The organism is Paenibacillus oryzisoli, assembly GCF_001653565.1.
In the GTDB taxonomy this organism is placed as follows: Bacteria; Bacillota; Bacilli; order Paenibacillales; family NBRC-103111; genus Paenibacillus_E; species Paenibacillus_E oryzisoli.
On sequence record NZ_LYPB01000049.1, the window covers coordinates 221496 to 235354 of the forward strand.

Below are 13859 nucleotides of genomic sequence, written 5' to 3' on the forward strand. Positions count from 1 at the left end.
GCGACAAATGGGTTTGTAAGCTACTAACCACACCCCATGTCTTTGGTGTAAGCCATTTGCGTTCCAAGAATGCCTTCAACCATTAATCCCGTGAATTTAGCTGTAACCTATTCTCTTCCATACCTAAAATAAAGTAGACCCATGCGCAATTGCATGGGCCTCTCACAGAACAGAATGTCAGACTGTCTAACAATTATTAGTCATCCCGCTGCTATTTCTTATTCAATTTGTCATAAATAGCTTTGCCGTCTTTGGTAAACCAATCCTGCGACGCTTTAATGACATCTTGTCTGCCAGCTGCGTCCGCTTTTTTGAAATACTCATCCAATGCCGTCAGAGGTAATGCCCCGTTGATGATTTTGGCAATATATTCATTTCTCAGGTCGATCAACGCTCTTCCTTTGGCAAGTTCAACTTCCGTCTGCGGTCTGTATTGGTTGATATTGAATGCTGTCAACTGTGCGCCTGCTTGGGCAAAGCTTTTCATAGCTGGCTCATATCCTCCAAGCAATGCGTTAGGCAACCAAATGTCCGGTGTATTCCACATTCTGTAATACAGTTTATAGATGATTTGATCATAAGCAGGTTTCTTCGGAGTCAGGGCACCATTGACCATGTCATAGTGAACGCCTTCCTTACCGAAATTCACAAACTTCTGCAGATCCTTATCTTTCAAATAGGTGTTCAGTAAATCTACAGCTTCATTCACATTTTTCGAGCTTTTCGGAATGATGTAGAAGTTGGATACTGGTGCAGGCATTGTATAACCTTTCTGACCGTCTTTCCCTTCTACTGTAGGCAAGAAGCTCAACTTCGCATTAGCATCTGCTTTATTTAAGCCTGCTTGGTAGGTCGCTGGGTCCCAGTAACCTGCAAACACAGTAGCTGCTTTCCCTGACGACATCTTCTCTGTCACTTGCTGTGTTTTGTTGAATAAGTACTCGTTGTCAATCAAACCTTCTTTGTAGAGCTTGTTCAGGTAGGTCAGCAAATCCTTCAGATTCACATCTTGTGCATCAACCAATTTGCCATCCCTTACGATGAAAGGAACAGCGAGGTTATTGATGCCGGACATTCCGAAAGCTGCGGTAATGACATCAAGTCCATCCAGCGGATTCCCGTTATTGCCAGCTGCTGCTACATAAGGTATGGTTCCTTTGCCGCTTGGATCTTTATCCTTCAACGTTTTCAAGAACGTGTATAATTCATCCAAATTCTTAGGTGCCTTCAATCCCAATTTATCCATCCAGTCCTGTCTTGCTAGAAATCCTGAGCCAAGATCAACGTTTTCGAATTTCTGAAAAGGAGGAACCGGAATCGCATATTTCTTCCCTTCCAAGGATACAGCCGTCCATGCGTTCTCCGTTACTAATTTATCGACTTCGCTACCATATTGCTTGATGGCATCGTCCACTGGCAGTAGAGCTCCCTGTGCGCTGAAACGTTTGAAAATATTGAGATCGCTCGTATAAATCAGATCATACACATCACCAGAAGCAAACATCAAATTGTACGTATCCAATTGATTAGCTGCCGGAATGACATTCCATTCTATATTGGTGTAACCCGTTTTCTCTTTGATCATGTTTAGGAATTGATTATCATTTGCGCTTGCTCCTTGCTCGTAGCCCTTGACTCCTGCATTATCGGGAACGGCGATTCTAATTTTGGCCGCCTTATTCAGCTTTGGTCCCTGTGTAGCAGAAGCCACTTTCGTTTCCTTGCTTTCTGGTGTCGCCTCTTTACTACAACCAACAAGTGCTACCGATGCTGCAACTGCGACTACTAAAGTTGTCGTTGACCATTTTTTTAATTTTGTACGCATATTACTTCCCCCTTTATAATAGTGAGCTATTGTTTTACAGCCCCAAGCGTCAACCCTGTGACAAAATATTTTTGTAGGAATGGATACACGAGTAGAATCGGTATGGAAGAAACGAAAATGGCTGCGGCCCTGAATGTCTCAGAGGCAATATTGGCCAATTGTTCGGGATTCTCCATCCCGTTCTTGTTGGAAGCTGCCACGACATTTTGCAAGAATAAAGGCAAGACCTGAACTTCTTTTTTCGTTAAATACATTAAAGGGTCCATATAGTTGTTCCATATCCCTACCGCGCTAAAAATGGCGACTGTCGCAAGCAAAGGCTTGGAGATCGGAAGCATGATGCGGAACAGGATGGTCAGATTTCCAGCTCCGTCTATTCTCGCTGATTCCTCTAAACTGTGAGGCAACGACTCAAAGTAATTTCGCACTAGAATCAAGTTGAAAGCGCTAACCATCCCAGGAATAACAAGCACCCACAGATGATTTATTAATCCTGTATTTTTAATAACCATATACGTAGGAATCATTCCCCCGTTGAACAACATCGTGAACACATACAGAATATTGATGGCCTTACGACCTACCAAATCCCTCTTCGCGATGGCGTACCCGACACAGGCTGTAAAAAACACTTGAACGGCTGTACCAATAACGGCTACAAACAAGCTGTTCGTAAACGCAGTGCGAAAATCAACGCCTGACAGCAACACTTTATAGGCTTGTAACTGAAAGCCCATTGGCCATAAGCCTACTTGACCGCTGACGACGTAAGCTTCTTCACTAACCGATTTTGCTAAAAGTGTGATGAACGGTAGGACGCAAATGAGACCTACTGTTATCAACAATGTGTAATTAACAACCGTAAAAACCTTTTCCCCGGTCTTCATCCTCTTGTCAAACAAAGCTATTTGCTCCTCTCTGCCTCTTATTTACCATATCCCTCGGTTCGAATACTTCCGACTAATCTTATTGGCCGTAACCATCAATGTAAATCCGATAATGGATACGAACAAACCAACTGCCGTTGTATAGCTGTAACTACCATTCTGGATTCCTTCCCGGTACACGTAGGTTCCAATGACATCCCCAACACCGTAAACAAGAGGATTATACAGGAGTAATACCTGTTCCGTATCGCTGCCCAATAAGGTAGACACCCTTAGAATAATAATGAATACGATCGTACTGGCTATGCCTGGGAGCGTAATATGCCATGTTTGTCTGAGCTTACCCGCACCATCAACGCTGGACGCGGCGTACAGATCAGGATCGATAGACGTTAAAGCGGCCAAGTAAATGATGGCGCTCCAACCGGTTTCTTTCCAAGCTGTTGATGCAACGAGAACACTTCGGAAGTAACTATCATCACCAAGGAACGCTATCGGCGAGATATTAAATACCTTTAGCATCGCATTGATAATACCTGTACTTGGGGAGAGGATATCCACAAAGATTCCTGCGATAACAACCCATGACAGAAAATGAGGCAGATAGGTAAGCGTTTGCGTCATCCGTTTGACAAAGCCCGTCCTAACTTCATTCAATAACAGCGCCAAGATAATAGGCAATGGAAACTGAAAAATAAATTTGAATAGATTAATCAGCATCGTATTGCTCAACACACTAAAAAACTTTGGATCCGATAACAATGTTCGAAAATGCGTTAATCCTACCCACTTACTATCCAGTATGCCATCAAATACCCGATAGTTCTTAAATGCAATGACGATCCCCAGCATCGGGACATAGCTGTAAATCAAAAGCACCAGTAAGGGGATCGAAATAATCAGATATAAATCTAGATTATGAACGATTCTTGCCTTCAGGCGATTTTTTGTCTTGGGGATCACACCTGCGTCTAGTGAATCTATCGTGTGGGAGGGTGTAATCTTTGCCATTTCATCACCTCAACTCCTCGTTGTATAGCTTTATTTTACGTAAATAAGCCTATCAACCACAACAGGACAGAAGTAAGATATCACTGACAAAAATACGGATTATACGCTCCCCGAAGCCTTTAGTTTAGCGACTACACGGCAGCCACTGCCAGGCTCGCTGTGAAACTGTAGGCCACATTCCTCACCATAATAGACTTGTATACGCTGATGCACATTCTTCACGCCATATCCTCTACTCTCGGTTTCAAAGAGTTGCTGCAGCCGCTCCCCCGTTATCCCCACGCCATCATCTATAACCTCTAAATACATATAGGCTTCTTCCCGATAAGCTCGGACGGCAACCGTTCCAGCCTTCCCTTTTTTGGGCCTGATTCCATGAATAACTGCGTTTTCGACTAGCGGTTGCAGAATCATTTTGATCATAATCATCTGTTCCAGACCTTCCTCAACGTCCGTTATGAACTGGATAGCCCCTCGATAGCGGTAATTAATAATGTGCATATAGTTACTAACTTCCATCATTTCTTCGGCGACGCTAATATGTTCCTTGCCTTCATTCAGACTGAGCCTCAGAAACTTCGCAAGTGATTCCGTCAATTCCGCAATTTCCTTAGCGTCGATTCGCAGGGCACTCCATTGAATAATATCCAAGGTGTTATACAAAAAGTGCGGGTTAATCTGCGCATACAGCAGCTTCATTTCCGCTTCTTGCTTGCTGATTTGTGCTTGATATACCTCTTCGATAAGAGCTTTAATTCGCGTACTCATCTTATTAAAAGAGCGCTGTAATCGCGCGTACTCATCATTTCCTCGAATGTTGTCCTCCGTCTCAAAGTTCCCTTTTTCCGCATGTTTGATGAGCTTGACTAACTTTTTCAACCGTTTGGTAATACTTCCTGAAATGATGAAGGCCGTAATAATCGCTATAATCGAGACTACCCCTGCCAAGCCGAGCATAAAGTTCTGAATCCACCTACTGTTCATCCCTAGATGCTTCTCCGTCATGAGTAGTGCAATTTGCCAATCCAGACCCTTCGCCTTGCTGAAAACAGCATAATTCGTTCTCTCCGCAGGTCCGAAACTAGCAATCCCTTCTTCTTCTTCCGGCAAAGACTTCAGAAAGAGGTCGCTTACACCGCTGCCCCCTGCGAGTAATTGTGTTTGTCCAATTCGCTTGTTAGGGGACATGACCAGTGTTTCCGCGCCATCCGGAAGCCGAATATCATTCAGAATAGACCAGATAAATTTGGCATCCAGCTCAATCATCACATAGCCAAGAACGTACTGGAATCGATTGATATCCTTGATTTCTTTAATAAAGAGAACCTCGTCATTTTGAACGATGCTCAAATGTTCCACGTCACTGGCATAGAACCATTTCTCTTTGATTGTGCCATCCAATAGTGGCTTTAGACCTCCTTCACGTTGAAGCTGGTCTATGCCAAAAAAATTAGGACTTGCCGAAACGAAAGTTGGATTCCCTTTCATGAAATAGCTAACCTTGAGCACATTGCTCTTGCCCACGTAATTGCTCACATTTTTGTTAAGCAGATTGAAAAAATCGATTACTTCACCCGACGTCAAAGCTCGTTCAGATACCGTTCTAAGAATTTGTTGAATATCATAGTTGCTTTGCGTCAGATCAGCAATGTTATAGGCAGTTTCGATGCCGAACGCAATGTTTTTCTCTGCTTGCTTCAAAGTTTCCAAGTAGGCATTGCCTGTCTGCTCAACCACTGATTTATGAATCGTAATATAGGAAAAGTAGACCAATACCATTACCGGAATAATAATGAGAATTAAATAAGAAATGACCAGCTTGGTTCGCAAGTTGATGTTATAGTACATGCCGCTAAGCTTATTTAGCACGGTTCTCATAGCATTTTCTCCCGATATTCCATAGGGTTGACGCCCACGACCTTCTTGAATATTTTGGTAAAATAATGCGTATCTTGGTACCCAACTTGATTGGCTACTTCATATATTTTAATAGAGGCGTCCTTAAGTAGCTCCTGCGCCTTCTTTAATCGTACATGCGTGATATAATCATTAATCGTGTGACCTGTTTCTTTCTTGAATAACGTTTGAAGATGCCCGGGAGACATGAATACTTCCGCCGCCAGTTGCCCAATCGTGAGATTCTGATAGTAAATTTTATGAATAATACCCTCAACATCCCGAATAATTCTGCGAGACTTACTGTTTCGCAACTCATTGGAAGCCGACTCCAAATAGGTCAGCTTCTCGAGCACAAACATCTCGATTTGCTGAGGGCTCTGCATCGTTCTGAATTGGTGCAGGGACTCTTTCACTTCTTGTGCTATGGCAGAATCAATATGCATGGATGCTTTGCGTATGGCTTTAATCAGAAGCTCAGAGCAGATGGTCGTTAGGAAAAGCATGCTTTCCATCTTTAATTGCCGAATTGTAATAAAGAGTTGCTGCACCTCTTCAGTCAGTGCTTCCGTTTGCCCCGTGCTGCACATTCCTACAATCTTCTCTATGGAATCCACGATTACGGGCAGCCCTGTAGATGAGATACTCCCTGAATAATATTGACTGACGTCGTCTTTCAGTTGCTTCTCGGCTCTTTCTTTATCCAACTTCGTGACAACTTTGGCGACTACCTGCTTTAATTCCTCTCGATTAAACGGTTTCAATATATAATCGATGGCATCCAATTTAATTGAAGCCTTCACATACTGAATGTCTTGATGAGCGCTAATCATAATTACCATGACAGCAGGCTGCTCAAGTTTCAACTTGTCGATTAATGTGATACCGTCCATCACAGGCATCACGACATCGGTAATTACGATATCCGGCCTCAGATCACGTGCAACAAGCAGCGCCTCCGCCCCGTCTTCTGCTTCACCTACAATCTCGATACCTAGACGATCCCAGTCGATGAGATCTCGCAGTCCTTCCCTCGAAATATAATCGTCATCGACAAGCATCATTGTATACATGGGCAGAACCTCCTAGGGAATTCAAGCGTGTTCTCTTGATTGTAGCTTACTCCCCTAGATTTGCTCAATCACAATATAGGGTAAACGTAGGGAAGCAACACTTATTGGATGATCAGCTTACTCGTTCATGAACGAAAGCTTAATCAACATACGTTTCAGCATGACAGCTGCTTCGGCACGTGTCGCTGGTTGAGAAGGTCGTATTCTGTGCTCCTGATCCCCTGTAATGATACCGAGTCCCACCATCCCTTCAATAGCGGCTTTAGACCAGTCGTTCAGTTGTTCCCCCTCTAGCAGTTGAATTGATTGGGGAGGTGAATCGTATTTATATCCCGTCAGGTGAATCGCACGATCTAGCATAACGGCAAGTTCTTCCCGCGTTACGAATGCATCTGGACGAAATAATCCTCCATCATAGCCTTCCATTAGGCCGAATGAAACCGCTTTACGAAAAGATGCAGAATACCAAGCAGATGGGTCTACATCACTGAAGGTCGTGCGGACATCTTTCTCTGGCAGGGCAAACGCATCCGTTAGCAGCTTCGCGAACTCAGCTCTAGTTATGGCATCATCCGGGCGGAATCGGCCCTCTGAATCCCCATTCACGAGCAAGCGGCCTGCCATGACTTCAATGTGACGTTCGGACCAGTGTCCGCTCAAGTCTGCGAATGTTCGGCTCCCCGTAATAAGCCCGTAAGTACTATTGCCCATACGTTGGATGAGTGCCACGTAAGAGCCATCCGGTTGCTTCACGAATAGGGTTGGAACTGGGGCCATGGTGCCATCTGGAAGGAATAGAACAGCTGCCGTTTGCTCTGGATCCAGTTGCCTAGCCGGTAATGTTCGAGCGGCAAACGCACTATCATAGTCATGCAGCTCAGTTATTTGACCTGAGGAAAGTTGGATTGAAACGGAGAAATCCACTGGCGCACCCGTGAGTGTAAAGCCTTCTGCTGCAACACGTGTACCAATCGCCTGTATTTGTTCTTCTGTAACGGTCGCCATCGCTATCGTTACCTTCGAATTCGCATCCAGTTTAAGTTGATTAATTGGCAATTTATACATGCCTACGGAGCTCGAAATAACGAGAGAACCACTTCCACCGCTTGCAGATAGGATTGCTTGAAGAACTTCGGAGGGGATATCCACCGAAACGGACGAAGACTCCTTCGTGGGAATCGTGATAACGAACGTTGATGTTTCCTTAGAGGATTCCTGAATCTCTTGCAGAACTTGTGTCATATTCAAGACAGCATGTACACGATTCCCTGATTCGGAAGTGACCCTAACCGCTTGTTCAGACACTTGCATGGTTTGAGCAGGATTCGTAATTATAGCGACTTCCGGGGCTACAGTGGCAGGTTCTTTCCCAGCTCCTTCCGCTCTAGGCGCACTTACGCCTCCTGTACTTCCAGTACTTCCTGTATCATCAAGACTAGATTCAGAACGAGCTTGAGCCCGAAATGAACGATCCGGCGTTACGGCAACTTCCTGCAAACTGCGGTTTGCAATCTTGAGCGATTGCCAGCTGACCTCCGTCTCCCCTTCTTGGAGCACATTAAAAGTAAGCTGGGCCATTCTCACGATACCATTGAGGGACTGTTCATTGCCCGCCTCTGACCATGCAAGAATAATAGTCCCTTCACCACCATCAGGTTTCAACAGATTGCCGTTTGAGGCTCCATCTGCACGAATCAGCTTAACTTTCAGTGGGTCATAACGAAATATGGCTTCGAAGGCGAATACCTCCGAAACCTGCGCTGTCGCAGTTACCGTGAAACTCCCACCAACCACTGGGCTTGCATTACCTGATAGGGTAAAAGCGGATGCCGCTGGCAACGTATTGGCATGTGCTGGGAATGGGGCTATAAGCATGCACAGCAGCACAAAAATATATAAGGGAATCCTCATTTTCCAACGCTTCGAATTATAAATTGCAATCATTTCCATGCTCCTTTGCACAAAATAAACGACTACTCCGTCCTTCACGGACGTCTCCTAGTACCACCCTTCGATGGTGCCTCGCAGGGTTCATGAAATAAAAGATTCGGGAGATTGGGTCTATACCCATCTCCCGAAGTCTGGATAGCTATTCCATTTTCATAGCAACTGCGGCCATATCAAGATAATCAATCTTCAGATCTTGATTAACATCGTACCTAAGAACAGTCGACCAATCAGGGCTTGCTGATGTTTTGCCATAATTGATCAAAATTGGATACAGATCGCTGACGCTAATCCGATTGTCACCATTCAAGTCCTCAGGCTTCCGCTTATTCACGGTCAGTTTAAAGGCGTCTACAGCCCCTAAGAGTACGCTCGTTGCCGTATCAATCTGCGACTGAGTCACGGCAGTGTCCGCCTCTACGGCCTTCGCTGCGTTAATCGCCGATTGAAGCGTCGCTTTGGCACCTGCTGGATACTGTCCGATCAGTGTTCCCTCTACCGAAGCTGTATAAAGTGCCTCTGCGGCAACAATAGCTGCGGTTAAGTTTGTTTTGTTTGCATATTGCACGTTGACTGTAAGCTTGTGGGAAGCCAACGTGCTTTCAAGACCTGCGCCGACAACGGCAATGGAAGCGGCTTGAAGATCTACACTGCCATTCGTTCCATTCGCTTTGGATGTAAAGTTCAACTCGAACACATCGCTGTTCGCCTTAATGGCTTTAGCTGCACCTAAACTTGAAGCAATGATACGCACTTGGCCCGCAACTGGGGTTTTCGTCGAAAGTATGTCGAAACCTTCCTTCAACGACGCAGCTGAGATGAAATCCAGTTTGGTCGCATCATACGTTACAGTCGCATCCAGCGCATATACGCTGTCCGTCACACTGTCGAGACTGTACGTGACCTTGAAGCTTTGACCTCCATCTACCGTTGCCGGACCTGTCAGCTTATTGTTCAAGTTCTGATTCGGAATCGGTATTGGACCCGTCCGCGTAAAGCGAACGCCATCGGCCAGAATAAAATTGCCTTGTGTATAAGCATTGGTGACAACTACGCTTCCCGATTCCCCTTTATGGAAAGGGTAGCTGCCAATTTTGTACCAACTCTTCCCATTTTGCGATTGATTCACCGGGACTGTTTCGGAACCGTTTGCATGATGAATGGTAAAAGGTGCGTTCTGCGTCCCCGTCGTAATATGCTGCCATACATAGACATCATACATACCGTCAGTCGGAATAGCTGGCTTGTAGCTCACGCTGGATGCTCCGTCTTTGGTTGTATTTAAAGCAAAATTACCTTTGTTTGCATCTGCATTTGTTCTGCTTTCCCATTGGCCTAAGAGGGTGACGCCAGTAGGATCTGAATTATCCATGGAGATAGTAACATTCTCTGGCACCAACTCAAAGCTAACGTTATCAAACACAATTTTACCTACTCCTGAAAGGATGCCCACATTAAGCACTAAGTTTATGGGCCCAGTGACTTCATAAGTTTGACTGTAATTGACATACTGATTCGTTAACGTAACTGGGGCAAGCTGATGATCGACAGTCCCATCCCAAATGTTCAATTCAGGCTGCACATCGCTGCCTTCCAACTTTTTAATCTGCGCAGAGAGTACGTATGTACCAGGCTGGGTGATAGATACTTGCTGGTACAAAAACGTTCTATTACTCGGCGCTCCTGCCGAATTGAATTCAGCCGCGCTCTGTCCTGCAAATTGAGAAGTCTTCGTCACATAGGCATTGGTTCCATATACACCTCTGTTCCAGCCCATCGTCCAATCTGGCAGCAGCACAGCGGACGTGCCTCCTTCCGGGTCTCCGCTTACACGTTCAAAGTCCCCATTTTTCACTGTCGCAAGTGGCACATCTCCCGTAACTTTCGTGATTTGTAATGGAGCTTGAGAGACAATAAACAAGCTATTCTTTTTCATCAAGCGTTTCGTTCCATCGAAATCCGTAACCGGGACAGCATTACCGTAGGCATCCTGCGCGCTAACGATTTGCTCTGCGTTGGCAACTGTGACATATAACAATAGGTCATCTGCTGATAGTACACTTAGATACTTTCCATCCGTACGTCTCAGATAGTGATTGGTTTTTAGGAAATTAGCCCCTTCAAAGTTAGCATACGAACCTAAATATTCATCAGCCTTACGAATATGATGCTGCAGTGTTGCTAATGCCTGATACATTTCTGTTGGCGACTGGGAATGCCGTGTAACGAACGTATCTTCAGCTGGTGTGCCCATGTTGAAATATTTAGCTGTACCTACGCTCAAGAAATCCATGTAATTCCACACAGTGTCATAAATGCGCCATGGCGTATAGGTGCTATTAAGTGGGTACACCTCCGACTGCCACAACTGCAGATTCGGGTGATTCGTTTTGGCTTGCCCATAAGCGGTAAGAATATCTGAGATTCCTTGTGTTCCGACATATCCATGCACATTGTAAATATCGTAATAGTTAATATTATTCCCCTTCAGTGTATCAACCGCCATTTGGCGATCTGCAGCTCCGTCTGGTGTTGCAAATCCGCTTGTTGTTACGTAGAGCTCAAGATCTTGACCCGTCGCCAGCTTATGTTCGGATTTCACACGCTGCGCTTGTTCATAAGCTATTTTTTGCATCAGGATATATTCTTCCATTGTACCTGAGAAAGCAGCTGTGACTGCTTTGGGATGTGAAGTTGGGTGGAAGTTCACTTCGTTGAGGACCTCCCAATACTTCACCTTACCGGCATAGCGCTTCATCGACTGGTAGACATAGTTGGACCAATCCTCGCCTGTTCCTGGCGTCCCGTTCGTATACTTGATATCCTTCGGCACCCAACGTTCCGCTCGATACATAAGATCCTTCAAGTCTGCTGAAATATCCTGTTCAGAAGGTCTACTGGATGCCCAATCGGAAGGGTAACCAAGCACGGCGAGCACATCCATTCCTGCTTCTTGTGCTTTCTCCACGTAAGCATCGCTTTTGATCCAATCGAAATTGCCTTTGGTTGGCTCAACGGCATACCATAAGAACTGCAACGCACCTTCCCAACCGCGCGTTGCGCTCGTATTAATTTTGGTCCATGCCGACATATCATAGTCATAATTCGCATGCTGTCCATAATAATTGGCATATTTACCATCAGCTACGCCTGCTTCATCTACGGGTACTTTGGATATGCCACTCTTATAGACGATAGGTGCGGTGTTGCTTGAACTCACTGTTGTTTCCAAATACCAGAAGCCTACCTTATTCTTCAGCAAGGGAAGCGGCAGCTCCTCAATACCATACGTACCCCCAGCTGCTACTTGCACAGTATGGTTCTCGGTAAATTCCACCTTCCCGTAAGGATCTGTTGCTTTAATGCTTACGTTGTAGCTCTTGGTACTGTCTCCATAATTAACCGTCATAACTGGATAGACAGCGTCTTCGCCTGAATAGTACACCTGTTTCTCATTTCGAAATGCAGGCTTTACTACGCTGTATTTGGCTGAGTTATGCCAAGGAGTAATAAATTTCTGGGATTGAATGTCTTGGCCAAATGTAATGTCAGCAAGTAGTGCCGTATCCGTTCCCCGGCTGAAAGTCTGTGCCGTGTGCTCTAGTTCACTTGCACTTAGCGCTTTGGTTGAAACCCTAACTTGGCTGACATTAAACGGACTGCTGCGTTCTACCATGAATTCGTAGGGCATGAACTTCTCCATTACCGCTGGGGCAGTTACAGGAGTTGGAGGTGTAACTTCAACACCATCTTTATAAATAGCGGCATAACCGCCAGTTCCCATTTTCCAAGTAAATGCTAAATTAAATGACTGACCAACTTGATAGCTGAGTTGATTCGGCTGTGCATAGGCATATGCACCATTGGTTCCTTCCCCGTTTCTCACAAAAAAGGTAAGCGGTTGTTCATACACTGCATTCGCACCGGTAGGCTTCTTACTCGGCGGTGGAATATGTGCCTGAATCAACGTATTACCGGGACCACTTTGTTCCGGAATTAATTTGAACAAGAAATCCCACGTGTTACCGAATTCCTCGTAAGGTTTATCCAGACGCACCCGAAGCTCAATCGTCCCTTCATTCGGATTGAATATTCCCGGTGCATAATCACGGTACCAAGTTGGTGTATCCGTGAAATTGCCTTCATCACCAGGGGTCGTGACTGGACTTGGCGCAATCGTTACTGCGAGGCTAATCGTAGCTGATGCATCACCCATACTCAGTTTTATGTTAGCGTTTTCATTTACATCCGAAGTTGTCAAATTCTTAGCTTTTAGCAGCAGTTTACCATCTACCACTTTCAAATATGTACCATCGACTGGAGCTACTGCGGTAATTTGAATATTAGGGTTACTTGAATTCCCCGTCTTCAATCGAAGAACCTGTTCATACACGCTCGAACCAACTGTCGTACTAGCCGCAATTGTGCCTGTCACTTCGTATTTCGCTTTTTCCAGATCAACTGCCCATTGGTTCATGGATGCCGTCATGTCGGCATCACGCGCAACTTTGATTGCATCCAGTCCTGCTTGGTCTGGCAGCTCTCCGACTTTGATGAACTTAATGCCGTCAATGGCAATCGGAATCGTGCCATTCGCAGCAGGCGCTACTGGCGGGAACAACTGATACCCAGTTCCACCAGCTGTAACCGTATAAGTCTGTCCGCTTCGGAAAGGGTATACGCCGTATTGCACCCATGCATCTGTCCCGTTGCCTGAACTCGGGTTGTTAATCACATGTTCACCTGCGACATGTGTAATCTTATACGGGACGTTGCCGGCATACCAGCGCGTCGTAGCAGGCTTCCTTACGTAGAATGCGTACATGCCATCCTGCGGAAACTGAGGTGCAAACGTCATGCTTTGAGGCGTTTCCTTGTTCAAATTCGCATAAGTAAATCTGCTTTGATACGTTCCACTTGCTCCCTGTATGAAGTTCGCCACGCTTGGCGGAGCTGCAAACCCCGTGTACGTGACACTCGGATCTTGATCGTCAATGATTACGCCAATCTCTTCAGCACCCAGCACATCGCCTGTAGCTGCATAAACCGCTGTCATTCCAATTGGAACGATGCTAATTAGCAGCGTCGCAATCATGATCAGTGCTATGACCTTTTTTACAACACGACTTCTCCTTACTCCTGTTAACCTGTTCAACATTTTCCAAACACACCTCCGATGATTATGATCACGCCAGCAATAAGTCTTTAGTCACCTCAGCT

7 protein-coding genes are annotated in these 13859 nt (G+C 45.4%); all 7 read right to left on the reverse strand.

Annotated elements, in window-relative coordinates:
- Nucleotides 1-211: 211 nt before the first annotated feature.
- The 7 genes from A8708_RS07035 to A8708_RS07065 all read right to left on the reverse strand — a co-directional run bounded on the left by A8708_RS07035 (nucleotide 212) and on the right by A8708_RS07065 (nucleotide 13797).
- Nucleotides 212-1825, reverse strand: coding sequence for an extracellular solute-binding protein (locus A8708_RS07035; protein WP_068662785.1), 1614 nt, complete (start codon nucleotides 1823-1825; stop codon nucleotides 212-214).
- 26 nt (nucleotides 1826-1851) lie between these two features.
- Nucleotides 1852-2712, reverse strand: coding sequence for a carbohydrate ABC transporter permease (locus tag A8708_RS07040; protein WP_068663018.1), 861 nt, complete (start codon nucleotides 2710-2712; stop codon nucleotides 1852-1854).
- 42 nt (nucleotides 2713-2754) lie between these two features.
- Nucleotides 2755-3723: an ABC transporter permease gene (locus A8708_RS07045; RefSeq protein ID WP_068662786.1), complete on the reverse strand. Its 969-nt coding sequence runs from the start codon at nucleotides 3721-3723 to the stop codon at nucleotides 2755-2757.
- A 99-nt stretch (nucleotides 3724-3822) separates the two neighbouring features.
- Entirely contained in the window at nucleotides 3823-5601 is a 1779-nt protein-coding gene (locus A8708_RS07050) for a sensor histidine kinase (RefSeq protein WP_068662787.1), read from the reverse strand.
- Complete coding sequence (locus tag A8708_RS07055; protein WP_068662788.1) at nucleotides 5598-6692, reverse strand: response regulator transcription factor; 1095 nt, start codon at nucleotides 6690-6692, stop codon at nucleotides 5598-5600. The genes A8708_RS07050 and A8708_RS07055 overlap by 4 nt, the downstream gene beginning before the upstream one ends.
- 117 nt (nucleotides 6693-6809) lie before the next feature.
- The gene (locus A8708_RS07060) at nucleotides 6810-8642 is read right to left on the reverse strand and encodes an S-layer homology domain-containing protein (RefSeq protein ID WP_204787480.1); all 1833 of its coding nucleotides are present in this window, start codon (nucleotides 8640-8642) and stop codon (nucleotides 6810-6812) included.
- Between the two features lie 139 nt (nucleotides 8643-8781).
- A complete protein-coding gene (locus A8708_RS07065; protein ID WP_157264581.1) occupies nucleotides 8782-13797 on the reverse strand; it encodes a golvesin C-terminal-like domain-containing protein in 5016 nt (1671 codons plus the stop codon).
- Between the last annotated feature and the right edge of the window lie 62 nt (nucleotides 13798-13859).